Origin of the sequence: Micromonospora citrea, from assembly GCF_049629545.1 — a bacterium.
In the GTDB taxonomy this organism is placed as follows: domain Bacteria; phylum Actinomycetota; class Actinomycetes; order Mycobacteriales; family Micromonosporaceae; genus Micromonospora; species Micromonospora citrea_A.
In genome coordinates this window covers 21,886-45,957 of sequence record NZ_JBNADX010000012.1, presented here as the reverse complement: position 1 = coordinate 45,957, position 24,072 = coordinate 21,886, and the positions used below count along the sequence as shown (strand labels likewise).

Sequence of the window (24,072 nt, the reverse complement as noted above, 5' to 3'; positions counted from 1 at the left end):
ACCCTACGCAACGCCGGGACCGTCGACGTCGGCCTCGTCGCGGTTGGTGGCGATCCACGCGTCGATCCGGCCCCACCAGTCGAAGAGCCAGTCGATGCGCTCCTGCCGCCCGGCCGGGATCTCCTCCGGCGGCACCGACCAGAACCGCATCACGATCCGCTTGTCCATCGGCAGCTCACGCCAGACGTCGGCGACGGTGAGCATCTGGTCGAGCCCGGTGTGCGCCACGAAGATCACCCCGGCGTCCGGGGACGCCTCCAGGGCGGCGAGCAGGCCGCCGGGCTGCGGGGCGAGCACGTGCTGCATCCGTTCGGCGCGCAGGGCCATCCGTTCCAGGCCCAGCGTGCGCAGCCGGGCGATGGCCCGCAACCGGCGGTGCGGGGTGAAGTTGCCGCCCTCCGGGAAGATCACGAACGCGTCGTCGTCGTCCAGGTCGGTGGCGAGATGGCCGATCTGCCGTACCGCCGAGTCACGGCCGTCCGCGCCGGGTGCGATGAACCGGTTGGGCAGCCGGTTGAGCAGCACGTCGATCGCCGGGTCCCACTGCAGGCTCTCCTTGAGCACGATCCGCGGCTCGCGCCGGAACCAGTTGACCAGGGCGTGGATCAGGATGAACGAGTCCCCCGGCCCGGCGTGCCGGCAGAGCACCAGCTCGGGGCGGCCGGGCAGGGCGGTGTCCGGGTCGGTGCCGACCACGTCGATACGCAGCCGCAGCGTCCACCGGGCCTGCCAGAAGAGCACCTGGAGGAACCGGCCGGCGAGCAGGTAGTGGGCGCGCTGGAAGGCCGGCGAACGCTTGCGCGCCCCGAAGCCGGAGGCCAGCCAGAGCCCGAAGAGCGCGATCAGCGCCGCCGCGTCCCAGACCAGGTAGACGCAGCCGATCCAGAGCAGACGCAGCGGCCGCAGCCGGCCCGGGACGAACGGCGAGACGGCCAGGCCGAGCAGCGCCCAGACCGGCACCGTGGTGACCATCAGCACGGCGAGCAGCACCACGCCGGGGGCGAGCAGCAGCCGACGGACCCACCGCGGTGGCAGCGGCATCAGCGGTCCAGCGTGGCCAGGTAGTGCCGGGAGGCGGTGTAGGCGCGGCTGATCCGCCGCCCCACCGCCGCCATGTCCCGGTACGCCCACGGGCTGTCGTCCCGGGGCTCCAGCCCGCCGGTCGGCAGCACGTGCACCTCCACCCCGTCCGGCAACACCGCCATCTCCCGGGCGAACCGGTGCCGGCGGGCGATCTCGAACGCGACCTGGGCGATCTCCCAGGGCCGCCGGGGCGGGGTCAGTTCCCGCTCGATCCGGCCCACCTGGAGTACGAAGATCCGCTCCGCGCCGACCGCGACCGCCTCGCCGATCGGGATGGAGTTGACGATCCCCCCGTCGATGTAGTGCTGCCCGTCGATCTGGGCCGGCGGCAGCAGCCCCGGCACCGAGGCGGAGGCGAGCACGGCCGGCACCAACGGTCCCTCGTGGAACCAGTGCTCGGCGGCCCGCTCGATGTTGGCGGCGCAGCAGCGGAACGGCACCTTCAGGTCGGCGAAGGTGGTCTCCGGACCCAGCTCCCCCTCCAGCAGCTTGCGCAGCGGCCGGGGCGAGTGCAGGTGGGTGCGGGCGGCGAAGCGGCGCAGCTGGCGGGCGACCGAGTCGCCGTACACCTCGCTCGCCTCGGGCGAGGCCCAGAGCCGGACCAGCCGGTCGGTCACCGCCTCGGTCGGATCGGCGGCGACCAGCGCGCCGTTGACCGCCCCGATCGAGGTGCCGAGCACGACGTCGGGACGGATCCGGGCGCGGAACAGGGCACGCAGCATGCCCACCTCGACCGCGCCGAGCACTCCCCCGCCACCGAGCACGAACGCCACCGGACCGCCACCCATGTCGCCCATCCTGGCACGTGCGCGCCGCTCACCCCGCCGGAGACGCTGGCCGTCGCACCGGGCACACCGCTCGGCGCGGAGGGTCACCGGAAAAGGGGACGCCCGTTGACACGGCGGACACCTTCCCGCAACCTGATACCGCCCCCACCCCGAGGCAGGTGCGATCACTGATGGCAGCGCTGCAACCCGGCCGGTTGCTGGCCCGCCGGTACCGGCTCATCGACCAGATCGGGGCCGGTGGGATGTCGGTCATCTGGCGTGCCCGCGACGAGGTCCTCGACCGGGTCGTCGCGGTCAAGGTCCTGGCCCCCTCGCTGGCCGCCGACGCCCGCTTCCGCGACATGGTGCGCGAGGAGGCCCGCTCGGCCGCCCAGCTCGTGCACCCGCACGTGACCGCCGTGCACGACTACGGCGAGACGCTGGCCCCGGACGGCGAGATCACCTCCTTCGTGGTGATGGAGCTGCTCAGCGGGGAGGAGCTGGAGAACCGGCTCAGCGAGGGGCCGCTGCCCTGGCCGGAGGCGGTGGAGGTGGGCGCGCAGGTGGCCGAGGCGCTCGCCGCCGCGCACCGGCTCGGCATCGTGCACCGGGACATCACCCCCGCCAACGTGATGATGACCCGGGTCGGCGCCAAGGTGCTGGACTTCGGCATCGCCACCCAGGTCGGCGCCCCCGACGAGGACGAGGACGGCGGCACCTTCGGCACCCCCGCGTACGTCGCTCCGGAGCGGCTGGACGGGGCGCCGGCCCAGCCGGCCACCGACGTCTACTCCCTGGGCGTGCTGCTCTACGAGACGCTGACCGGGCAGGTGCCGTACCCGGCGGACACCTGGGAGGATCTGGGCACGGCGTTGCAGTCCGAGGAGTCGCCCTCGCTGGACGGCGTACCGGGGCTGCCGCCGACGGTGGCGCGTACCTGTCTGCGCTGCCTGGCCCGCGACCCGCGGGACCGGCCCACCGCGCACCAGGTGGCCGCGGCGCTGCGCGACCAGATGCTGCCCGGCGACCCGCAGGCGGCCACGATGCTCTCGCCGACGGTGACCCTGCCCGCGCTCGCCACCGGGCCGCAGGACGCCGCACCGGCTCCGGCCGCCCGGCCGACGGCCCGACGGCCGCTCGTGGTGGTCGGCGGGCTGGCGCTGGTCGTCACGGCGGCGGCGCTGATCGCACCCACCCTGACGCCCCGCTCGCCGGCGCCACCGGCGGGCGCGTTGCCGACCACCGCGCCGACCGCCGGTCCGCCGGTCGTCCCGGAGGACGAGATCACCGTGCCTCCGGCCGCTCCGACCGCCACGGCGACCAGCACGTCCCCGCCGTCCCGGCCGCAGCCCGCGCCCGACGGCGGGCAGGGCGCAGGCGGGCTCACCGAGGCCGCCGAGCGGCTGCGCACCCTGATCGACGACGGGGTACGTAGCGGTGACATCCGGTCCGACGTCGGCGTCGACCTGCGCAACGTGCTGGCCAACCTGACCCGGGAGGCGGCCGACGGGCGCGCCGACCTCGCCGAACCGGTGGCCCGGCTGCGGGAGAAGGTCACCCGGCGGGTGCAGGAGGGCGCCATCACCCCGGCGTTCGCCCGGCACCTCGACACCGCCATCCTGGGTCTCGGCACCGGCCAGGTCTGAGCGGGGTCAGCGGGCGGCGAGCGGCGCCGGCTCCCGGGCCGCCGCCACGCCCAGGGCGAACCGCCGGTAGACGTCCTCGTAGCCGGCGGCCATCCGCTCGGTCGAGAAGTTCTCCACCGCGTGCGCGACGCAGGCCGCCGGGTCGAGCCGGTCCACCTCGCGCAGCGCCGCCGGCAGCTCCTCCGCGCGGTCGCGCACCAGCCCGGTCACCCGCTCCACCACCAGCTCCGGTACGGCCCCGCGACGCAGCGCCACCACCGGGGTGCCGGTCGCCATGGCCTCCACGATGACCATGCCGAACGGCTCCTCCCACTGGATCGGCATGATCAGGCAACGGGCGTCGACGAGCAGCCGCAGGGTCGCCGCCCGGTCGGCGTTCATCACCACGGTGACGTCGGAACCCAGCATCGGCTCGACGACCTCGGCGTAGTAGCGCCGCTCGGCGGGTTCGTTGCACTTGCCGGCCAGGGTCAGCGGCAGTCCGGCCGCCCGGCACGCGCGGATGGCGAGGTCCGGGCCCTTGTCCGGGCTGAACCGGGCGAGCCAGAGCACCGGTCCACGGCCGGGGACACGCTTGCGCGGCAGGTCCGTGGCGTCCATCGCGTTGTGCACCGTCCCCACCCAGGGCAGGCTCGGGTTCGCCCGTCGCTGCGCGTGGGAGATGGCCACCAGCCCGACGCCGTGGTCGGTGTCGCTGAGCACCGTGCCGTACTCCCCCACCGGGTTGCCGTGCACGGTGGCGACCGTGGGCACCGCCCGCCGACCGGCGACCAGCGGGCCGATCGTGGTGTGGTCGTGCACGACGTCGAAGTCCGCCGGAGTCACGAGGTGGTTCACCCGGGCCAGGTGGGCCAGCTCGGGCAGCGACTCGCCGAGCCGGTCGTACTGCAGCTCGGGAACGGTGGAGACGAAGTCGGCCGCGGTGCCGTGCTGCCGTCCCGCGCCGAACAGGGTCACCGCGTGCCCGCGCCCGACCAGGGTGTCCACCAGCCCGTGCACCACCTGCTCCAGCCCCCCGTAGCCGGGGGGCGGCACCGACAGCCACGGCGGCACCACCATCGCGATGCGCAGCGGCCGGGCGGACGGGTGTTCCGACGGACGGTGGGTCACGGCCACAGGTCCTCCCCGTTGGTCCCCGGTGAGCGCGATCGGCGGCGTCTTCCCATTGCCGGCGGGGTCAAACGGCCGGCGGGACGGCTCATCCGGTGACGACGAGCCGGTCGTCCACGGCCCGTACCCCCGGGGCGGACCAGGCGACCCGCTCCGCCTCGTCCCGCTCCCACCAGGAGCGCACCTCGCCGTGCAGCACCACGGTGTCACCGGCGAGCTCCACGGTGACCGCCTCGGTGCCGGTGCGGCGGCGCAGGGCCCGACGCAGGTCGGCGACGGTCTGCTCGGCGCTCGGCGGGGCCGGTGGCACCACCTCGACCAGGTTGGTCACCCCGCGTACGCCGCGCAGGCGGCGCAGCTCCTGCTCGGCGGTACGCCGCTGGTAGCCGAACTCGACCTCACCGCGCAGCATCAGCCAGCCGTCGGCCACCGTCACGTCGAGGCGCTCGGAGGGCACGAAGCTGTCCCACTCCAGTGCCCGGACGGCGGCGAGGGCCAGTTCGGCGTCGTCCTGCCCGTCCAGCCCGGGCAGGCGTACCTCGACGTCGTCGGCGACCGCCCGCACGCCCCGTACCCGGTGCGCGCAGCGCTGAGCCGCCCACTTGCGGGCGTAGCTGTCCACCCGGCCGGTCAGCGTGACCACGCCGTCGGCGACGGCGACCCCGATCTCGTGCGGCTGTGCCTGGGGGTCCCAGGCCAGCTCGTCGAGGACGTCGCGCTGGATGTGCTGGTCGGTGCGGACGGCCGCTGCCGTGCCCATGGCGTCCCCCTCCGTACGGTCGGCTCCCGGTCAGGATGCCGACGCGGCGGGTGAGCCCGGGTCACCCGCACCGGGTGACCCACACGAAGAGGGCGGCGGGCGGTGGAGCCGACCCCCTCGGCTCCGCCGCCCGCCGCCCGTGGAGGAGGCAGGTCTGTTCTCTATGACGTCTCGGCGAGCGTGACGGTTGCCGTCGCCTCGGATCCGTTTCGCTGGTACGTCACCTCGACCCGGTCGCCGACCTTGCCGGCCTGCACCGCGCCCACCAGGTCGTTGGAGTCGTTGACCACCGTGTCGCCGAACTTGGTGATCACGTCGCCGCGCTGGAGGCCGGCCTTCTCGGCGGCGCTGCCGGGCACGACCGCCGAGACCAGCGCGCCGCCGTTCTCGGCCGGGGTGACGCTGACACCAAGGGACGGGTGGCTGACCTTCTCGCCGCGTTGGAGCTTGCCGGCGACGTCCTTGGCCTTGTTGCTCGGGATGGCGAAGCCGACGCCGATGTTGCCGCTGCTGCCCTGCCCGGCGGTGGCGATGGCGGTGTTGATGCCGATCACCTCGCCGCGGGTGTTGACCAGCGCGCCGCCGGAGTTGCCGGGGTTGATCGGGGCGTCGGTCTGGAGCAGCCCGGAGATCGAGCTGGCGCCCTGCTGCGGGTCCTGCTGCTGGCCGTTGCCGCCGGCCCGGATGGTGCGGTCCCGGGCGCTGAGGATGCCGGCGGTGACCGAACCCTGCAGGCCGAGCGGGCTGCCCAGGGCGAGCACCTGGTCGCCGACCTGCATGCCGTCGCTGTCGCCGAACTTCGCGGCCTTCAGGTCGCTGACGCCGCTGGCCTTGATCACCGCGAGGTCGGTCTTCGGGTCGGTGCCGACGATCTTCGCCTGCGCGGTCTTCCCGTTCGCGAAGATCACCCGGACGGCGTCGCCCGAGGCGGAGGCGACCACGTGGTTGTTGGTGAGCACGAAGCCGTCCGCGCTGAGGATCACGCCGGAGCCCTCACCGTTGTCGGTGGCGATCGAGACCACACTGTCCTGGACGGCGGCGGCGATCTTGGGCAGGTCGGCGCTGTTGATCACCGGGGCGGCCGAGTAGGTGCGGTTGACACCGCCCGAGTCGCCGTCCACGGCGAGCGCGAGCGCGCCGCCCGCCACGCCCGAGCCGAGCATCAGGGCGAAGACCGCGACCCCGGCGCCGACGAACTTGGCCACCTTCGAGGGGCGGGGCGGGGCGGCCCACGGCGGCACCGGCTGCCCGGCGTGCTGCGGCGGGACCGGACCGCCCGGGTGCCCGCCCGGCCAGCCGGACGGGGCGTAGCCGGACTGGTGGCCGGCGGCCGGGTACGAACCGGGCCGGTACGACGAGCCGGGCTGGTAGCCGCCCTGCGCCCCCGCCGGGTACGGCGCCGCCGACGGCTGCCCGTACGGCGCGGCGGAGGACTGCCCGTACGGCGCGGCCGACGGCTGCGCGTACGGCGCGGCCGACGACTGCCCGTACGGCGCGGCCGGTGCCTGCCCGTACGGCGCGGCCGAGGTCTGCGCGTCGCCGGGCGACGGGTACGGCGAGGCCGGCGCGGACGGGGTGCCCGCCGGCTCCCCCGCGGCGCCGGCGGGGCGGTCGGCCGGGAGGCTCCCGGTCGAGTCCGACTGCCCGGGCTCGACGCGGGACAGCTCGGCGGTGGGGTGCGACGGCTCGGCGTCGGGGGCGGCCGGCCGCCGCTGCGGGTCGGTCTCGAACTCGTTCATGGGTCCACCTTCTCCCGTCGCACTGTCATCAGCCTGGAATCAGCCTGGATGTTTTCTGAAAGTCACTCCGCTTCGCTGTCCGCGTTCGGCAGCAACGGCAGCCTGACCCGGAAGGTCGCCCCGCCGCCCGGTGTCGTGCCCACCTCGACCGTGCCGTGGTGCGCGGCGACCAGCGCGGCGACGATGGCCAGCCCCAGGCCGGTGCTGGTGATTCCGCTCGCCCGGCGGGTCCGGGCGGCGTCGGCCCGGTAGAAGCGCTCGAAGACCCGCTCGGCCTGCTCGGGGGCGAGACCGGGGCCGGTGTCGGCCACCTCCACCACGGCCAGGTTCCCCGGTTCGCCGCGCAGCCGCAGCGTCACCGCGGCCTCCGGCGGGGTGTGGGTGAGCGCGTTGGTCATCAGGTTGCCGATCACCTGCCGCAGCCGGGCGTCGTCCCCGTGCACCACCAGCGGACCCGAGCCCGGCTCGATGTCCAGTTCGATCCGGCGGTCCGGGGCGACCACCCGGGCGGCCTGCACGGCGTCCGAGGCGAGCACCGGCAGCTCCACCGGGGCCAGCGACAGCGGGCGCTCCCGGTCCAGCCGGGCGAGCAGCAGCAGGTCCTCCACGAGCAGCCCCATCCGGGCCGCCTCGTCCTCGATACGGCGCAGCAGGTCGGCGGTCTGCTCGGGAGCCCGGGCGGCGCCCTGCCGGTACAGCTCGGCGAAACCGCGAATGGTGGTCAGCGGGGTACGCAGCTCGTGCGAGGCGTCCGCGACGAACTGCCGCATCCGTTCCTCCGAGCGTCGGGCCCGCGCCTCGGACGCCTGCGCGGCGTGCGCGGCGTCGCGGGCACCGGCCTCGGCCGCCCGGGCGGCCGCCTCGGACGCCGCTCGGGCGGTGAAGGCGGCCTCGATCTGGGTCAGCATCGCGTTCAAGGCGCGCGACAGCCGCCCCAGCTCGGACGTGGCGCAGGGTTGTCCCTCCTCCGGGTCGGGCACCCGTCGGGTCAGATCACCCCCGGCGATCGCGGCGGCGGTGCGCTCGATCTCCACCAGTGGCTTGAGGCTGGTCCGGACGATGGCCGCGCCGATCGAGGCGAGCAGGACCAGCACCGCGCCGCCGACCAGGAGGTCTATCCAGACCAACCGCTTGACGGCGAGGTCGACGTCGTTGAGGTGCTGCCCCAGCGCCAGGATCCGGCCGTTGCCGAGATCGGTGTAGAGCATCCGCCACCGGGTCCGGCCGTCCTCGGAACGGACGGTGAAGGGATCACCGACCTGGTCGGCGAAGCCCTGCACGTCGGTGGGGAACGGCGGCAGTTCCTCCGGCCGCAGACCGGAGTACCGGGAGGTGGGCTGCACCCCGGCGGTCGGCGACGCCTGCGCGGCGACGTAGTCGGTGGGGATGCCGACCAGGATCTGGCCGCCGCGGGCCTGGTCCAGCGCCCGGGCCACCCCCATGCTGTCTCCGCGCAGCTGGTCGTCCACCTGCGCGATCAGATACTCGCGGAGGAAGTACGTGGTCAGCGAGCTGATCACCAGCAGCGCGGCGGCGACCAGCGCCAGCACCGAGGCGACCAGCTTGACCCGGAGCGGGACGCTGCGGAGCCGGCCCTTCGCGTCGTCGAGGACGCTCACGCCGCCGGCTTGCGCAGCACGTAGCCCACGCCGCGCAGGGTGTGGATCAGCCGGGGCTGGGTGTTGTCCACCTTGCGGCGCAGGTAGGAGATGTAGGACTCGACGATGTTGTCGTCGCCGCGGAAGTCGTAGTTCCAGACGTGGTCGAGGATCTGCGCCTTGGAGAGCACCCGGTTGGCGTTGAGCATCAGGTAGCGCAGCAACTTGAACTCGGTCGGCGAGAGCTGGACCCGCTGGCCGGCGCGGTGCACCTCGTGGGTCTCCTCGTCCAGCTCCAGGTCGGCGAAGGTGAGCCGGGAGGGGGCCTGCTCGCCGGTGGCCGTACGCCGCAGCACCGCCCGGATCCGTGCGGTGAGCTCCTCCAGGCTGAACGGCTTGGTGACGTAGTCGTCGCCGCCCAGCGTGAGGCCGCGGATCTTGTCGTCGGTGGCGTCCCGCGCGGTCAGGAAGACCACCGGGGTACGCGTGCCGCCCTCGCGGAGCATCCGGATGACCTCGAAGCCGTCGAGGTCGGGCAGCATCACGTCGAGGACCACCAGGTCGGGGCGGTGCTCCTTCGCGGTGCTCAGCGCCGCGCTGCCGCTGGTGGCCGTCGCGACGTCGAAACCGGCGAAGCGCAGGCTGGCGGAGAGCAGTTCGAGGATGTTGGGGTCGTCCTCGACGACGAGCAGTCGCGCCTCGGTCTGGGTAGCGGCCATGTCCGCCATCATCCGTGACGTCGCTGCGGCGGCGCTGGACGCTTGCTGAAAAGACCCTGTGAGCTGCGTCGTCAGCGCAGCAGCCGGCGGAGCCCGTCGAGCGCGCCGTCGAGGACCCGGATCGCGGTGCGCAGTTGGTTGTCGGAGAGCCGCCCGGCCCGGACCAGCCCACCCACCTCCACCGTGAAGGCGGCCAGCCGCTGGTCGAACTCGGCCAGCAGGGGCGACCCGGCGGCCGGGGCGGGACCGGGCGGCGGGGGACGCTCCCAGCGGGCCTGGCGGGCGGCCTCGCGCAGCTCGCGCTTGAGGTCGCGCACCGAACCGCGTACCTCGGTCCGGATCTCCCCGGCGAGGGCGGAGAGGTCCTGCACCGAGGCGGTGATGTCGGATTCCAGCGTGGCCAGTTCGTCGGCGCGCCGACGCAGCTCGGCACGGCCGGCCTCGGTGATCTCGTAGACCTTGCGGCCGCCGGCCGCGGTGTGGGTGACCAGCCCCTCCACCTCCAGGCGCTGCAGCCGCGGGTAGATGGTGCCGGCGCTCGGGGCGTACAGGCCGAGGAAACGGTCCTCCAGCAGCCGGATCAGCTCGTAGCCGTGCCGCGGCCCGTCGTCGAGGAGCTTGAGCAGGTAGAGCCGGAGCCGCCCGTGACTGAACACGGCGGTCACGGCAGCTCCTCCAGGTCGTCGCCCACTCCGCGGGCGAGCAGCGCGATGCTGCCCGACGTCGCGGACGCCCAGAGCTTACCCTCGCCCGCGCCGAGCACCCCCTCGCCGTCGTGCACCGCCCCGAACCCGCCGTCCGCCCGTATTTGGGGAAAGCCGCTGGTGATCCGACCGGACACGGTGTGCAGTCGGACGGCGAGGTCGCTGTCCTCCCGGACCCGCACCGTGATTCCGCCGGAGATGGTGCTGAGCCGGATCTCGCTGCGGCGGGGGTTGTCGAAGTCGCAGGTGATCGCGCCGGAGACGGTGTGCGCGCGGACCGACGCGGGCGCGCTGTCGGCGAGGATCACCTCGCCGGAGACGGTCTCCAGGCTCAGGTCACCGGCCACGCCGAGCGCCTCCACGGGACCGGAGGTGATCTTCGCGACGGTACGGCCGCGCAGCCCCATCAGGGTGATCCGGCCCGACGTCACGTCGGCCCGGGTCTCGCCGCGCAGGCCGGAGGCGACCAGCGAGCCGTCGACGAGCCGGAGGGTGGCCAGCACCTCCGCGGGGACCGCCACCGAGACGTCGACCCGGGGCCACCGGGCGAACGGGCCGACCCAGCGCAGCACCTGCGACCAGCGGAACTTCCGCTCCTGCCGGATGCTGAGCGTGCCGTCGTGGTGCGCGACGTGCAGCGGTCGGCGCGCGCCGGCGGCGCGGGCCACGTCGACCCGGGCGGGGCCGTCGGTGGCGACCACGTTGAGCCGGCCGCTGATCAGCCGGACGTCGAGCGCGGTGACCGGCTCGTCCAGGGTGAACCGCTGCGGTTCGTGGATGGTCCGACTGGTCATGGCGGCCTCCCTCGCAGGCGGGCGCGGCCGGGTGGCGCGCCGCTCAGGAGGAGAGCGTAACGCGATACATCGCGATATCAATGGACCGTCGGCTGTCCGGTGGACGTCAGGCCGCCAGGTCGAGCCGCTCCCCCGCGCCGTCCACCGGTCCGACCCCGGCCGAGCGGTACACCATGGACGTCAACGGGTCCGGTTCACAGCCATGGTGTTCCACCGAGCACTCCCCACCCGCCCCGGCCACAGCGACGACGGGCGCGGCGGCGCGGGCCGGGACCAGGTGCACCACCGACTCGGCGGCGCGGGCCAGGGCGCGCCGGTCCGCGTCCCGGGCCGGGTGCAGCGCCGCCCCGATCCGCACGGTCAGCACCAACTCCCGCACGGCGAGCACCCGGCGCACCGAGGCCCAGAGGGTCTCGTCGCCGAGGAAGGCGGCGGCCGTGGTGGCCTCGCCGGTGGCGGCGCAGCGGTAGGTCAGCCGGAGCGGCACGACCGGCGCACCGGCGTCGATCGCCGCCTGGAAGGCCGCCGGCCGGAAGCCCCGCCCCGGCCGGCAGGCACCCGACGGAGCCGTCCCGCACCAGGTCGTGCCCTCCGGGAAGACCGCCACCGGGTCGCCGCCGCGCAGCGCCACGGCGAGCCGGCCGACGGTCGCCGGCAACTCGCGGGGACGGGCCCGGTCGACGAAGATCACGCCGGCCGCGCGGGCCAGCGCCCCGACCAGCGGCCACTCCCGGACCTCGTACTTCGCCAGCAGCCGGGCCGGCGCCACCGCCAGCACCGCCAGCACGTCCAGCCAGGAGACGTGGTTGGCGACCAGCAGCGCGGGCCGCCGAGGTGGCCGGCCACGCACCTCCAGCCGTAACCCGAGGACGCGGGCCGTCGCCCGCGCCCACCGGCGTACCGCCGTCGCCCGCCCCGCCGCCGGCAGCACCGGCAGCAGGCCGACCAGGCCCGCCCCGGCCAGCAGCATCCCGAGTACGCCCAGCAGCCGGACCACCCGCCACGGCACCGGTACGGCCGGCACCTCCCCGACCCCGGGCAGGCACGCCGGACCGCAGCCGGAGACCGGCCGCCACAGCGCGGCGCTCACCGCTGCTCCCCGCCCAGGAAATGGCGCAGGTACCGCGGGTTCATCCGGTCCAGGGAGAACAGGACGTAGAAGTCGGCGACCCCGAAATCCGGGTCGTACGCCGGCTCCCCGGCGATCCACGCCCCGAGCCGGAGGTACCCGCGCAGCAGCGGCGGGATCGACGCCTGCCCGGCCGGACCACCGGCCGCGGTGTCCGGGTGCGCCGCCGCCGGCTCGGCGAACCACGGACGGCGGGGCCGGACCCGCAGCAGCGGCGGCGCGAGGTGCTTCGCCCGGGCCAGCGCCCACGCCTCGGCGGCGGCCCGGCCCCCGTCGGCCACCGGCACCGAGGCACAGCCACCGAGCCAGCGGGAACCGCGCAGGTGCAGGTACCGGGTGATGCCCGCCCACATCAGGTTGATCACCGCGCCGGACCGGTGGTCGGGGTGGACGCAGGAGCGCCCGGCCTCGACCAGCACGTCGCGCAGCGGGTCGAGGGCGGTCAGTTCGAACTCGCCCTCGGCGTACCGGCGGTCGACGCGGCCCGGCGGCAGCAGCCGGTACGTCCCGACCACCGCGCCGGTGCGCTCCTCGCGGACGATCAGGTGGTCGCAGTGGGCGTCCAGGTCGTCGACGTCGAGCCCGCCCCCGGCCGGGTGCAGGGTCGCGCCGAGTTCGGTGGCGAAGACCTCGTGACGCAGGCGTTGCGCGGCCGCGACCTGGGTCGGGTCGTCGGCGATCAGCAGGGTGTATCCGCTGGTCGTCAGGGGTGCGCCAGCGGCGTGCAGAACGGCCATGGGTCCTGTGTAGGGGTCCGGGGTTGCCGCCTGCCCGGTGATCGGTGTCGATCCGGTGAACGCCATCGGGCCGTCCCCTGCCGGCCGCCGCCCGCCGACGTGCGAGGCTGCCCGGGACCCGGCGACGAGGCCGGACGCAGGGAGGTACCCGATGATCATCGAGTCCCGGTTCAACGGACCGCCCGGTTCGGGCAACGGCGGGTGGAGCGCCGGGGTGTTCGCGACCGCGTACGGCGGCAACCGGCCGGTCGAGGTGACGCTGCGCCGCCCGCCGCCGCTGGACACCCCGCTGGCCCTGGCCGACGGCGACGTCCTGGACCCGGACGGACGGCTCGTCGCCCGGGTCGACCCGACCGACGACCTGCCCCCGGCGGTGCCGGGCGTGGACGCGGCGACGGCGCGGGCCGCCTCGGCCCGGTACCCCGGTCTGGTCGACCATCCCTTCCCCGGCTGCTACGTCTGCGGCCCGGACCGGGCGGACGGACTGCGGATCTTCCCCGGCCGGCTGCCCGACGGCCGGACCGCCGCGCCGTTCCGGGCCCCGGAGCGGGTCGTCCCGGCGACGGTCTGGGCCGCGCTGGACTGCCCCGGCGGCTGGGCGGTCATCGCCCCGGGCCGGCCGTACGTCCTGGGCCGGATCGCCGCGGTCCTCGACGCGCTGCCCGAGCCGGGCGACGAGTGCGTGGTGACCGGCGCGGCGGTCGGCGGCGAGGGGCGCAAGGCGTACGTGCGCACCAGCCTGTACGGGCCGACCGGCGCGCTGCTCGGGCGGGCCCGGGCCACCTGGATCGCGCTGCCGCCGGAGCCCGCGTCTCGTCCCTGAGGATGACCCCCTCCTGCCCGGGAGGGAGACCGGAATGGCGAGCGGGTCCGATGGCGAAGGTTGACCACTCTTGACAGGCTGGGCCCGGCGCCTCCGCAACGGCGCCGTACGCCGCGGCGCACCACGCGCCGCCGCACGGGAGGAGAACGATGTCCGACGGGCAGTGGAGCCCCAGCACCGGCCAGATCGTCGTGTCCGGACTGACCAAGGAATACAAGAACGTCCGGGCGGTCGACAACCTGTCCTTCACGGTGGAACCGGGGCGGGTGACCGGCTTCCTCGGCCCGAACGGCGCCGGCAAGACCACCACTCTGCGCATGCTGCTGAACCTGGTGACCCCGACCAGCGGCACCGCGACCATCGGCGGCCGCCGGTACGCCGACCTGACCGACCCGCTGCGGAACGTCGGCGCGGTGCTGGAGGCGTCCAGCGCGCACAAGGGCCGCACCGGGATCAACCACCTGCGGGTGATCTGCGCGGCGGCCGGGCTGCCGAAGCAGCGGGCCGACGAGGCGCTGGCCCTGGTCGGGCTGACCCCGGCCGCCAAGCGCAAGTTCAAGGGGTACTCCCTGGGCATGAAGCAGCGCCTCGGCATCGCCGCCGCGATGCTGGGTGACCCCCGGGTGCTGATCCTCGACGAGCCGGCCAACGGCCTGGACCCGGAGGGCATCCGGTGGATGCGCGGCTTCCTCAAGGGCCTCGCCCACGAGGGCCGCACGATCCTGGTCTCCAGCCACCTGCTCTCCGAGATGCAGCTGCTCGCCGACGACGTGGTGATCATCGCCGCCGGCCAGCTCGTCCGGCAGGGTCCGGTGGAGCAGGTGATCGGCTCGATGGCCCAGGGCCAGCGGGTCCGGGTCCGCACCCCGAACGCCGAGGAGCTGACCACCGCCCTGAAGGCGCAGTCGGCCACCGTCGCCGCCGACGAGCACGGCGTCCTGCTGGTCGACGGGGTGGACGCCCCGACGATCGGCCGGACCGCGCTGGCCGCCGGCGTGGAACTGCACGAACTCACCACCGAACGACCCGACCTGGAACGGGTCTTCCTGGAGCTGACGGCCGGGAAGGCGGGCATCCGATGAACCTGGTTCGATCCGAACTGCTGAAGATCCGTACCACCAACACCTGGTGGATCTTCGCGCTGATCATGCTGCCGCTCTGGGCGCTCACCCTCGGGATCAACTGGCTGCAGACCGACGCGCTGGCCAGTGGGGCCCTGGAGGACGTGCCGCCGGAGCAGGTCGACCAGGTCCGGGCGTTGATGGACCAGGACGCCCTGGCGGCCAACCTCTACACCAACGGGCAGCTCTTCGGCCTGCTCATCGTGATGCTGCTCGGCGTCGTCGTGGTCACCAGCGAGTTCTTCCACCAGACGGTGACCACCACCTTCCTCACCGCGCCGCACCGCACCGCGGTGATGGCGGCGAAGCTGGTCGCCGCCGCCGCCCTGGGGCTGCTCTTCTGGCTGCTCTTCACGCTGCTCAACATCCCCACCGGGGCGGCGATCCTGGGCAGCGTGGACGTCGGGTCGCAACTGGGCAGCGGCGCGGTGTGGCGGGCGATCGCGCTCAACGGCCTGGCCTACCTGCTCTGGGCGATCCTCGGCGTCGGCCTCGGCGTGCTGATCCGCAGCCAGATCGGCGCCACGGTCACCGGCATCCTGCTCTACCTGGGTGGGACCATCGGCGCCATCACGGTGCTGAGCCTGCTGGCCAACCGGTTCGGCGAGTGGATCAACAAGCTCCAGCTCCTGGTGCCCTCGCTGGCGTCGAGCCTGATGGTCAGCGGGGTGGAGATCCCCGGCAACCCGCCCCGGTGGGCGGGCGCCGCCGTGCTGATCGGGTACGCCGCGGTGGCGGGCGCGATCGGCGTGCTGACCATCCGGCGGCGCGACATCTCCTGACGACCGCCCTCGACGCGACGGCCCCGGACGGTGATCTGCACGTCACCGTCCGGGGCCGTCGCGGTCTAGCAGGAATCAACGGGACACGCAGCGTTTGCCGAACTTCTGGCATCTTCTGTGAAACGGACCACCCGTCGGAGGCGGAAATGCCTGCGGCATTCGTACGGCGTAGCCTGGGACCCGTCTTCCGTGTGCCCGCAGCCGGGCGCGGAGGCCAACGCGAGCCATTCGAACCGGGTGAAAGAGGCGATCAGCGGCCGTGTCGACCCAGCAGACTTCGCAGGAGAACCCACTGGCGGGTTTCGGCCCGAACGAGTGGATCGTCGAGGAGATGTACCAGCGCTACCTCGCCGACCCCTCGAGCGTCGACTCGGCCTGGCACGATTTCTTCGCCGACTATCGGCCGGCGCCGGGAGCCGCCACACCGCGTCCGGCCGAGGAGAAGGCCCCGGCGAAGCCGGCCGCCGCCGAGCCGGCCGCGCAGCAGGAGCCCGCCGCGACCGTGGCCCAGCCGGCGACGAAGCCCGCGCCCGCCGCGCCGAAGCCGGCCGCCAAGCCCGCCGCCGCGCCCGCCAAGCCCGCGCCGGCCGCGAAGGCCGCCCCGGCCAAGCCGGCCGCGAAGGCCCCGGCCGTGAGCGCCGCCGGCACCACCCCGCTGCGCGGCATCGCCGCCAAGATCGTGCAGAACATGGACGCCTCGCTGGCCGTCCCGACCGCGACCAGCGTCCGCTCGGTCCCGGCCAAGCTGCTGGTCGACAACCGCATCGTGATCAACAACCACCTCGCCCGGGGGCGCGGTGGCAAGGTCAGCTTCACCCACCTGATCGGGTACGCGATGGTCCGGGCGCTGGTCGAGCACCCAGAGATGAACAACTCCTTCGCCGAGGTCGACGGCAAGCCGGCGCTGGTCCGTCCGGAGCACGTCAACCTGGGCATCGCGATCGACCTGACCAAGCCGGACGGCTCCCGCAACCTGGTGGTCCCCTCCATCAAGGCGTGCGAGCAGATGGACTTCCGCCAGTTCTGGCAGGCGTACGAGGACGTGGTCCGGCGCGCCCGCCGCAACGAACTGACCATGGAGGACTACTCCGGCACCACCATCTCGCTGACCAACCCGGGCGGCATCGGCACGGTGCACTCGATCCCGCGCCTGATGCAGGGCCAGAGCGCCATCATCGGCGTCGGCGCGATGGAGTACCCGGCGCCGTACCAGGGCATGAGCGAGGCCACCCTCGCCGAACTGGCGGTCAGCAAGATCATCACGCTGACCAGCACGTACGACCACCGGATCATCCAGGGCGCGCAGTCCGGCGAGTTCCTGAAGGTCATGCACGAGCTGCTGCTCGGCGAGCGCGGCTTCTACGACCAGATCTTCACCTCCCTGCGCATCCCGTACGAGCCGGTGCGCTGGATGCGGGACGTGGCCGTCGACTCCGAGGGTCAGATCAACAAGACCGCCCGGGTGCACGAGCTGATCCACGCGTACCGGGTGCGCGGCCACCTGATGGCCGACACCGACCCGCTGGAGTTCAAGATCCGCAAGCACCCGGACCTGGACGTCCTCCAGCACGGGCTGACCCTGTGGGACCTGGACCGGCAGTTCCCGGTCAACGGCTTCGCCGGCCGGCAGCGGATGAAGCTGCGCGAGATCCTCGGCGTGCTGCGCGACTCGTACTGCCGCCGGGTGGGCATCGAGTACATGCACATCCAGGACCCGGAGGAGCGCCGCTGGATCCAGGAGCGGATCGAGCGCCGGTACGAGAAGCCGGCCGCCGACGAGCAGAAGCACGTGCTCAACCGGCTCAACGCCGCGGAGGCGTTCGAGACCTTCCTGCAGACCAAGTACGTCGGGCAGAAGCGGTTCTCGCTGGAGGGCGGCGAGTCGCTGATCCCGCTGCTCGGCGAGGTGCTGGAGGCCGCCGCCGAGGGCGGGCTGGACGAGGTCGTCATCGGCATGGCCCACCGCGGCCGGCTCAACGTGCTGGCGAACATCGTCGGCAAGCCGTACGAGAAGATCTTCTCCGAGTTCGAGGGCCACCTGGACCCGCGCTCGACGCAGGGCTCCGGCGACGTGAAGTACCACCTCGGCCAGAACGGCAAGTTCACCACCCCGGACGGCGACCACGCGGTCAAGGTGTCGGTGGTGGCGAACCCGTCGCACCTGGAGGCCGTGGACCCGGTGCTGGAGGGCATCGTCCGGGCCAAGCAGGACCGGATCGACCTCAAGCTGGAGGGCTACACCGTGCTGCCGCTGGCGGTGCACGGTGACGCCGCCTTCGCCGGCCAGGGCGTGGTCGCCGAGACGCTCAACCTCTCCCAGCTGCGCGGCTACCGCACCGGCGGCACCGTGCACGTGGTGGTCAACAACCAGGTCGGCTTCACCACCGCCCCGGAGTACAGCCGGTCCAGCCTCTACAGCACCGACGTCGCCCGGATGATCCAGGCGCCGATCTTCCACGTCAACGGTGACGACCCCGAGGCCGTGGTCCGGGTCGCCCGGCTGGCCTTCGAGTACCGGCAGGCGTTCAACAAGGACGTCGTCATCGACATGGTCTGCTACCGCCGGCGCGGGCACAACGAGGGCGACGACCCGTCGATGTCCAACCCGGAGATGTACAAGATCATCGACTCGAAGCGCTCGGTGCGCAAGCTCTACACCGAGGAGCTGATCGGGCGGGGTGACATCACCGTGGAGGACGCGGAGGAGCTGCTGCGCGACTACCAGGGGCAGCTGGAGCGGGTCTTCAAGGCCACCCGCGACGCCGCGACCACGCCGCGCCAGCTCTCCCGCCCGAAGCGCGAGGACGAGCCGGAGCCGCAGGTGGAGACCGCCACCGACGCCGCCGTCGTCCGGGCCATCGGCGAGGCGCACGTCAACCTGCCGGAGGGCTTCACCCCGCACAAGCGGATCCAGCAGCTGCTCGACCGCCGCGCCAAGATGTCCGTCGAGGGCAACATCGACTGGGGCTTCGGCGAGATCATCGCGTTCGGCTCGTTGCTGCACGACGGAGTCACCGTCCGCCTGGCCGGCCAGGACTCCCGCCGGGGCACCTTCGTCCAGCGGCACGCCTCGATCGTCGACGCGAAGACCGGCGACGACTACCTGCCGTTGAAGTCGCTCACCGGCGACGGCGAGCGGTCCCGCTTCTTCGTCCACGACTCGCTGCTGTCGGAGTACGCGGCGATGGGCTTCGAGTACGGCTACTCGGTCGAGAACATCGACGCGCTGGTCTGCTGGGAGGCCCAGTTCGGCGACTTCGTCAACGGCGCCCAGTCGGTGATCGACGAGTTCATCTCCTCCGGCGAGGTGAAGTGGGGCCAGCGCTCCGCCGTCACCCTGCTGCTGCCGCACGGGCACGAGGGCCAGGGCCCGGACCACACCTCCGGCCGCCCGGAGCGCTTCCTGCAGCTCTGCGCCGAGGACAACATGCGGGTGGCCGTGCCGACCACCCCGGCGAACTACTTCCACCTGCTGCGTCGCCAGGCGCTGTCGCCGAAGCGCAAGCCGCTGGTGGTGTTCACGCCGAAGTCGCTGCTGCGGCACAAGCTCTGCGTCTCCCCGGTCGAGGACTTCACCACCGGCACCTTCTCCCCGGTGCTGACCGACCCGGCCGGGCCGGCGCCGGAGCAGGTGAAGCGGGTGCTGCTCTGCTCGGGCAAGGTCTACTACGACCTGTTCCAGGCCCGGCAGGAGCGCGGCACCACCGACACCGCGATCATCCGGATCGAGCAGCTCTACCCGATGCCGGTGGAGGAGATCCGGGCCGCGCTGGCGGCGTACCCGAACGCCGAGGACTTCGCCTGGGTGCAGGAGGAGCCGGCCAACCAGGGCGCCTGGTCGTTCGTCGCGCTCAACCTGCTGGAGCACCTGGCCGACGTCCGGCTGCGGCGGATCTCCCGCCCGGCCGCGGCGGCCCCGGCGGTCGGCTCGGCCAAGATGCACGAGGTCGAGCAGACCGCGCTGATCGAGGCGGCTCTCCCCCGTCCGTGACCTGACCGCACCGCGTACCGGGGCAGCGCCGTCCACGCGACGGCCCTGCCCCGGTCCGCGTCGCGGCCCTTCGCGAGAGGAACACCGTGTACTTCACCGACCGTGGCATCGAGGAACTGGTCGAGCGCCGGGGCGAGGAGCAGTTCGGCGTCGAGTGGCTGGCCGAGCGGCTGCGCGACTTCGTCGACCTCAACCCGGAGTTCGAGACGCCGATCGAGCGCTTCGCCACCTGGCTCGCCCGCCTCGACGACGAGGACGAGGACTGAGCCGGCCCACCGCCGACCCGGGCCGGGGCCGTCCGACGCCGCTGCGCCGGGCCGTGTCCCGATCGACCGTGGCGGCGGCCGCCGCGCTGGCGCTGCTGGCCGGTTGCGGTGGCGAGCCGGTACGACGATCCGCGCCGGACGGCGGTGGCGAGGCCGCTCCGTCCGCGCCGCCGGTCTTCTACGTCGACCCGGACGCTCCGGCCGCCGCCCAGGCAGCCCGCTGGGCGGCGGAGGGGCGTACCGCCGACGGTGAGCTGCTGCGCCGGCTGGGCGACCGGCCGAGCGCGAAGTGGCTGACCGGCGGGGCGGCCCGCGACGAGGTGGACGCCTTCCTGACGCGGGCGTCCGTCGCCGGCCAGACCCCGCTGCTGGTGCTGCACCACCTGCCGCAGCGGGACTGCGGCCGGCAGGGCGCCGGCGGCGCGGCGGACGCGACGGCGTACCAGGACTGGGTGCGGGACCTGGCGGCGGGAGTGCGCGGCCGGCCGGTCACCGTGGTGCTCGAACCCGGCGCCGTCGCGGACGCCGTCGCCGGCTGCGTGGACGACGTGGCCGGCCGGCTCGCGCTGCTGCGGGACGCGGTCGCCGTACTGAAGAGCACCGGCGCCGCCCGGGTCTACCTCGACGCGGGGCACCCGGACTGGATCTCCGACGTCGGCTCGCTGGCGGCGGTCCTCGACCGGGCCGGGATCCGCGATGCGGACGGCTTCGCGCTGAACGTCGCCAACTTCGTCGGCACGGCGGCGAACGTCCGCTACGGCCACCGGGTCTCCGACGCCCTCGGCGGGGACGCCCGGTTCGTCGTCGACACCAGCCGCAACGGCAACGGGCCGTACCCGGGCGCCACGGTGGCCGGCGCGCCGAGCTGGTGCAATCCCCCCGGCCGGACGCTCGGCGAGGAGCCCACCGCCGACCCGGGGCTGCCCCGGGTGGACGCCCTGCTCTGGGTCAAGTACCCGGGTGAGTCCGACGGGGCCTGCCGCCCCGGTGAGCCGGCGAGCGGCGTCTGGTGGCCGGAGTACGCCCTCGGCCTGGCGCGACGGGCCGGCTGACCGGCCTCCCCGGCGCACTGCGGCGGCTGCTGCGCCCGCCGGACGGTCAACCGCGGCGCAGCGCCGGTTCCAGCCCGGTACGCCGCAGCTTCTGCCAGCCCAACCGGCCCCCGGTCAGCGCGGTGACCACCGCCTGGATCATGACCAGGTACATCAACTGCCGGTAGACGAACTGCTGCAACGGCAGCACCCACAGCACTCCCAGCTTCTCCCGGTCCAACCGGAACGCCACCACCGCGGTGAGCATCTGCACGCCGAGCATGACCAGCCAGGCCACCGCCGTGGTGGTGCGGTCGAGGAAGAACACCCCGTACAGGGCCAGCAGGTCGATCACCGGCGCCAGCAGCGGCAGCAGCACCCCGAAGAGGCTGAGGAAGAACAGGCAGCGGCGGGTGAACCGGCCCGACGCCCCCCGGTCCAGCAGGGAGCGGCGGTGCTTCCACATCGCCTGCATGGTGCCGTAGCTCCACCGGTAGCGCTGCTTCCAGAGCTGGCCGATGGTGGCCGGCGCCTCCGTCCAGGCCCGGGCCGTCTCCTCGTACACCACCTTCCAGCCGGCCCGACCCAGCGCCATGGTGATGTCGGTGTCCTCGGCGAGGGTGTCGTCGGTCATCCCCCCGGCGTAGGCCAGCGCCTGCCGCCGGAAGCCGCCGATCGCCCCGGGCACCGTCGGCATGCAGCGCAGCGTCTCGTAGAGCCGCCGGTCCAGGTTGAAGCCGATGACGTACTCGATGTGCTGCCACTTGGCGATGAGGCCGCGCCGGTTGCCGACCTTGACGTTGCCGGCGACCGCGCCGACCTGCGGGTCGGCGAAGGGCTGGACCAGCCGGCGTACGGCGTCGGGCTCGAGGACGGTGTCCCCGTCGACCATCACGATCAGGTCGTGCCGGGCCAGCGCCACGCCGGTGTTCAACGCGCTCGGTTTGCCGCCGTTGGGTTTGCGCACCACCCGCACGTCGGGCAGGCCCAGCGCCTCGACGATGTCGGCGGTGCCGTCGGTCGAGCCGTCGTCCACCACGACGACCTCGATGCCGCCGGGATGGTCTCCCCCGGCCAGCGAGCGGACGGCGGCGGCGATCCCCTCCTTCTCGTTGTACGCCGGGACGACCACCGACACCGGGTCGGTGACCGGCGGACCCCACGCCCAGTCGCGGGCCCGCCGCCGCCGGGCGTGCCGGCCGGCGAGCAGGAACAGCAGCACGGTACGCCCGACGGTGAGCACGCCGACCGTGACGAAGAGCAGCCCCAGCACACTCAACGTCCCGTCGGACCCCCGCACCGCCCAGGCCAGCACCCGTCCCCGCCACCGGTCGGCGGTGGAGGCGGGCGGGTTGCCCACCACCTCCTGGTCGGTCCCGGCGCCGGCCAGCGTCAGGTTCAGGCCGCCGGTGACGGTGGTGAAGCGGTACCCACGGGACTTCATCAGCGGGATGAAGCGGTCCAGCGCGGCGATGGTCTGGGCCCGTTCGCCGCCGGCGTCGTGCCAGAGCGTCACCGCGCCCCCGTAGCCGTCCGGGGTGACGTTCTCGACGATCCGGTCCGCGCCGGGGCGGGCCCAGTCCTTGCTGTCGGTGTCGTTGAGCACGGTCAGGTAGCCCTGCGTACCGGCCTCGGTGACCAGCGGCCAGTCCCGGTCGTCCAGCGCGTACGGGTGCGAGGAGTACGGGGGCCGCACCAGGGTGCTGCGCACCCCCGCCGCGCCGGCCACGGCGAGCTGCGTCTGCGCGTACTCCATCCGTCGCCGCCAGCCGGGCAGGTCGCTCAGGTCGGGGTGGGTGAAGGTGTGCAGGCCGATCTCGTGACCGCCGGCCGCCATCCGGCGGACCACCCCGGGGTGCCGGGCGACCTGTGACCCGACCACGAAGAAGGTGGCTGGGACCTGGTGGGACTCCAGAACCCGGAGCACCTCCCCGGACCAGGTCGGGTCGGGGCCGTCGTCGAAGGTGAGCGCGACGGTCCGGGACGGCAGCCGCCAGGACCGCGCCCGGTGGGCGTCCGCGGAGATGATCGGACCGCCCTGCACCACCGCGTCCGGGATCGTCTCCTGACCGTCGTCGCCCGGGCGGCGCTCGGGGGCGAAGGCGGCGTCCGCGTACGCCCCGACGAAGAGCACGCCGGCCAGCAGGACGAGCAGCATGCCGAGCACGGTCCAGCTCGGCGGCGGGACGACCCGGCGGGTCCGGACCGGGCGGGCCGACACCGGTGGGGCCGGCGGGTCAGCCATCGGCGGCGGGTTCCGGCGAGGGCCGGATCAGCGGCGGCAGGTCGATAACCGGGGGCGGCGCGGTGGTGGTGGACGGGGACCCGCTCGGCGAGGCGGACCGGGAGATGGGTGGGGGTGCCACCGGCGGGGAGGCGTCCCGGGTGGCGGGCGGGCTGCCCGGCGTACGCGTGACGGCGGGCGACGGGTTCCGGGGCGGGGTGGGCCGGGCGGTGGTGGATTCCGGCCGGCCGGGCGGGCGGGCGACGGGTGGCGCGGTGGACGGTCGCCCGGTCGTCGGCGTGCCGGCCGGTGGTGGGGGCGGCGTCCACGGCCGCTCGGTGGACTCCACGAAGGGCAGCACGCTCTCCGGGGCGACCGGTCCCCCGGCGAAGCTCGTCCCCACCAGGACGGTGTAGGCGAGCCCCACCAGACCGAGGGCGTACGCGGTCCCGCGCAGCCGGCGGCGCCGCCGCCCGCTCGGGTCGACGAACACCGGCGGGACCGGGGGCGCCACGACGTGCACCTCGGTCGGTGTGTCGACGGCTGCCGCCGACCGGACCGTGGGCGCGTCCGTCCCGCGCCGGACCACGGTCGGCGCCTCGGCGACGGCCGACCGTCGCACCGGCGGAGCACCGACCGGCCGCACCGCCGTGGCGGCGTCCACCGCACGCTGCGTCACGACCGTCGCGGCCTCAACCGGGCCCTGCACGACCGTCGCCGCATCCGTCGGACGCTGCACGACCGTCACCGCGTCCACCGGACCCTGCACTGCGGTCGGTGCGTCGCTCACCGGCTGCACGACCGTGACCGCGTCCACCGGGCGCCGCACGACCGTCGGCGCGTCGGTCGCCGGCTGCCCGACCGTCGGGGCGTCCGTCGGGGACGTGACGGCAGCGCCGTCGGTCGTCGGGGCGACCACGGTCGGGGCGTCGGCACCGCCCTGAGCTGCGGCGGGAGTGTGGGGCACGGGTCGGAAGTCTAGGAACGCGAGCCACCCGGCCCGTCGCCCGGCGGACGGAGTGAGACGAGGATCCTGTCCCCCGACAGG

The 24,072-nt window shown here is 74.0% G+C and carries 20 protein-coding genes; 7 read left to right on the top strand and 13 right to left on the bottom strand.

From position 1 onward, the window contains the following. Positions 1 to 3 precede the first annotated feature (3 nt). Both ACPFP2_RS15105 and ACPFP2_RS15100 read right to left on the bottom strand, forming a co-directional pair. Positions 4 to 1,041 carry a 1-acyl-sn-glycerol-3-phosphate acyltransferase gene (locus ACPFP2_RS15105; protein WP_424089794.1) on the bottom strand — a complete coding sequence of 346 codons (1,038 nt, stop codon included), beginning with the start codon at positions 1,039 to 1,041 and terminating at the stop codon, positions 4 to 6. After that, positions 1,041 to 1,871 carry a patatin-like phospholipase family protein gene (locus ACPFP2_RS15100; protein WP_424089793.1) on the bottom strand — a complete coding sequence of 277 codons (831 nt, stop codon included), beginning with the start codon at positions 1,869 to 1,871 and terminating at the stop codon, positions 1,041 to 1,043. Before ACPFP2_RS15100 ends, ACPFP2_RS15105 begins: the two co-directional genes overlap by 1 nt. 170 nt (positions 1,872 to 2,041) lie before the next feature. Between ACPFP2_RS15100 and ACPFP2_RS15095 the strand changes: the two genes are divergently transcribed. Next, on the top strand, positions 2,042 to 3,496 hold the full coding sequence (locus ACPFP2_RS15095) for a serine/threonine-protein kinase (RefSeq protein WP_424089792.1): 1,455 nt from the start codon (positions 2,042 to 2,044) through the stop codon (positions 3,494 to 3,496). 6 nt (positions 3,497 to 3,502) lie between these two features. Here ACPFP2_RS15095 and ACPFP2_RS15090 read toward each other — a convergent pair whose 3' ends face one another. The 9 genes from ACPFP2_RS15090 to ACPFP2_RS15050 form a co-directional block, all read right to left on the bottom strand. Continuing rightward, entirely contained in the window at positions 3,503 to 4,555 is a 1,053-nt protein-coding gene (locus ACPFP2_RS15090) for a glycosyltransferase family 4 protein (protein ID WP_424089891.1), read from the bottom strand. Positions 4,556 to 4,694: 139 nt separating this feature from the next. Then, entirely contained in the window at positions 4,695 to 5,366 is a 672-nt protein-coding gene (locus ACPFP2_RS15085) for a BON domain-containing protein (protein ID WP_424089791.1), read from the bottom strand. A 161-nt stretch (positions 5,367 to 5,527) separates the two neighbouring features. Next, entirely contained in the window at positions 5,528 to 7,105 is a 1,578-nt protein-coding gene (locus tag ACPFP2_RS15080; protein WP_424089790.1) for a trypsin-like peptidase domain-containing protein, read from the bottom strand. A 62-nt stretch (positions 7,106 to 7,167) separates the two neighbouring features. Next, positions 7,168 to 8,724: a sensor histidine kinase gene (locus ACPFP2_RS15075; protein ID WP_424089789.1), complete on the bottom strand. Its 1,557-nt coding sequence runs from the start codon at positions 8,722 to 8,724 to the stop codon at positions 7,168 to 7,170. Continuing rightward, a complete protein-coding gene (locus ACPFP2_RS15070; protein WP_088979374.1) occupies positions 8,721 to 9,422 on the bottom strand; it encodes a response regulator transcription factor in 702 nt (233 codons plus the stop codon). Before ACPFP2_RS15070 ends, ACPFP2_RS15075 begins: the two co-directional genes overlap by 4 nt. Positions 9,423 to 9,493: 71 nt before the next feature. Next, positions 9,494 to 10,087 carry a PadR family transcriptional regulator gene (locus tag ACPFP2_RS15065; RefSeq protein ID WP_424089788.1) on the bottom strand — a complete coding sequence of 198 codons (594 nt, stop codon included), beginning with the start codon at positions 10,085 to 10,087 and terminating at the stop codon, positions 9,494 to 9,496. Beyond that, positions 10,084 to 10,920 carry a DUF4097 family beta strand repeat-containing protein gene (locus ACPFP2_RS15060; RefSeq protein WP_424089787.1) on the bottom strand — a complete coding sequence of 279 codons (837 nt, stop codon included), beginning with the start codon at positions 10,918 to 10,920 and terminating at the stop codon, positions 10,084 to 10,086. Before ACPFP2_RS15060 ends, ACPFP2_RS15065 begins: the two co-directional genes overlap by 4 nt. Positions 10,921 to 11,026: 106 nt before the next feature. Then, complete coding sequence (locus ACPFP2_RS15055; RefSeq protein ID WP_424089786.1) at positions 11,027 to 12,010, bottom strand: lysophospholipid acyltransferase family protein; 984 nt, start codon at positions 12,008 to 12,010, stop codon at positions 11,027 to 11,029. Beyond that, positions 12,007 to 12,786, bottom strand: coding sequence for a GNAT family N-acetyltransferase (locus ACPFP2_RS15050; RefSeq protein ID WP_424089785.1), 780 nt, complete (start codon positions 12,784 to 12,786; stop codon positions 12,007 to 12,009). Before ACPFP2_RS15050 ends, ACPFP2_RS15055 begins: the two co-directional genes overlap by 4 nt. A 151-nt stretch (positions 12,787 to 12,937) precedes the next feature. Between ACPFP2_RS15050 and ACPFP2_RS15045 the strand changes: the two genes are divergently transcribed. From ACPFP2_RS15045 to ACPFP2_RS15020, 6 genes are all read left to right on the top strand, one after another. Further along, positions 12,938 to 13,609: a hypothetical protein gene (locus tag ACPFP2_RS15045; RefSeq protein ID WP_424089784.1), complete on the top strand. Its 672-nt coding sequence runs from the start codon at positions 12,938 to 12,940 to the stop codon at positions 13,607 to 13,609. 149 nt (positions 13,610 to 13,758) lie between these two features. Then, the gene (locus ACPFP2_RS15040; protein WP_424089783.1) at positions 13,759 to 14,691 is read left to right on the top strand and encodes an ATP-binding cassette domain-containing protein; all 933 of its coding nucleotides are present in this window, start codon (positions 13,759 to 13,761) and stop codon (positions 14,689 to 14,691) included. Next, positions 14,688 to 15,512: an ABC transporter permease gene (locus tag ACPFP2_RS15035; RefSeq protein WP_424089782.1), complete on the top strand. Its 825-nt coding sequence runs from the start codon at positions 14,688 to 14,690 to the stop codon at positions 15,510 to 15,512. The genes ACPFP2_RS15040 and ACPFP2_RS15035 overlap by 4 nt, the downstream gene beginning before the upstream one ends. Before the next feature lie 259 nt (positions 15,513 to 15,771). Beyond that, complete coding sequence (locus ACPFP2_RS15030; protein ID WP_424089781.1) at positions 15,772 to 19,503, top strand: multifunctional oxoglutarate decarboxylase/oxoglutarate dehydrogenase thiamine pyrophosphate-binding subunit/dihydrolipoyllysine-residue succinyltransferase subunit; 3,732 nt, start codon at positions 15,772 to 15,774, stop codon at positions 19,501 to 19,503. An 86-nt stretch (positions 19,504 to 19,589) separates the two neighbouring features. Next, positions 19,590 to 19,769 (top strand): DUF6104 family protein, encoded by a 180-nt coding sequence (locus ACPFP2_RS15025; RefSeq protein ID WP_424089780.1) that lies wholly within the window; start codon positions 19,590 to 19,592, stop codon positions 19,767 to 19,769. A 53-nt stretch (positions 19,770 to 19,822) separates the two neighbouring features. Next, entirely contained in the window at positions 19,823 to 20,821 is a 999-nt protein-coding gene (locus tag ACPFP2_RS15020; protein ID WP_424089779.1) for a glycoside hydrolase family 6 protein, read from the top strand. A gap of 46 nt (positions 20,822 to 20,867) precedes the next feature. On the opposite strand, the gene ACPFP2_RS15015 is transcribed toward ACPFP2_RS15020, so the two are convergent. Together ACPFP2_RS15015 and ACPFP2_RS15010 are read right to left on the bottom strand one after the other, a co-directional pair. After that, positions 20,868 to 23,045, bottom strand: coding sequence for a bifunctional polysaccharide deacetylase/glycosyltransferase family 2 protein (locus tag ACPFP2_RS15015; protein ID WP_424089778.1), 2,178 nt, complete (start codon positions 23,043 to 23,045; stop codon positions 20,868 to 20,870). Beyond that, entirely contained in the window at positions 23,038 to 23,991 is a 954-nt protein-coding gene (locus tag ACPFP2_RS15010; RefSeq protein ID WP_424089777.1) for a hypothetical protein, read from the bottom strand. The genes ACPFP2_RS15015 and ACPFP2_RS15010 overlap by 8 nt, the downstream gene beginning before the upstream one ends. Positions 23,992 to 24,072: the final 81 nt, after the last annotated feature.

Excerpts from the sequence above, each read along its gene's own strand:
- ACPFP2_RS15105 (WP_424089794.1), bottom strand. The coding sequence starts at position 1,041 with ATGCCGCTGCCACCGCGGTGGGTCCGTCGGCTGCTGCTCGCCCCCGGC.
- ACPFP2_RS15100 (WP_424089793.1), bottom strand. The coding sequence starts at position 1,871 with ATGGGTGGCGGTCCGGTGGCGTTCGTGCTCGGTGGCGGGGGAGTGCTC.
- ACPFP2_RS15095 (WP_424089792.1), top strand. The coding sequence starts at position 2,042 with ATGGCAGCGCTGCAACCCGGCCGGTTGCTGGCCCGCCGGTACCGGCTC.
- ACPFP2_RS15090 (WP_424089891.1), bottom strand. The coding sequence starts at position 4,555 with ATGGTGGTGCCGCCGTGGCTGTCGGTGCCGCCCCCCGGCTACGGGGGG.
- ACPFP2_RS15085 (WP_424089791.1), bottom strand. The coding sequence starts at position 5,366 with ATGGGCACGGCAGCGGCCGTCCGCACCGACCAGCACATCCAGCGCGAC.
- ACPFP2_RS15080 (WP_424089790.1), bottom strand. The coding sequence starts at position 7,105 with ATGAACGAGTTCGAGACCGACCCGCAGCGGCGGCCGGCCGCCCCCGAC.
- ACPFP2_RS15070 (WP_088979374.1), bottom strand. The coding sequence starts at position 9,422 with ATGGCCGCTACCCAGACCGAGGCGCGACTGCTCGTCGTCGAGGACGAC.
- ACPFP2_RS15060 (WP_424089787.1), bottom strand. The coding sequence starts at position 10,920 with ATGACCAGTCGGACCATCCACGAACCGCAGCGGTTCACCCTGGACGAG.
- ACPFP2_RS15050 (WP_424089785.1), bottom strand. The coding sequence starts at position 12,786 with ATGGCCGTTCTGCACGCCGCTGGCGCACCCCTGACGACCAGCGGATAC.
- ACPFP2_RS15045 (WP_424089784.1), top strand. The coding sequence starts at position 12,938 with ATGATCATCGAGTCCCGGTTCAACGGACCGCCCGGTTCGGGCAACGGC.
- ACPFP2_RS15040 (WP_424089783.1), top strand. The coding sequence starts at position 13,759 with ATGTCCGACGGGCAGTGGAGCCCCAGCACCGGCCAGATCGTCGTGTCC.
- ACPFP2_RS15035 (WP_424089782.1), top strand. The coding sequence starts at position 14,688 with ATGAACCTGGTTCGATCCGAACTGCTGAAGATCCGTACCACCAACACC.
- ACPFP2_RS15015 (WP_424089778.1), bottom strand. The coding sequence starts at position 23,045 with ATGGCTGACCCGCCGGCCCCACCGGTGTCGGCCCGCCCGGTCCGGACC.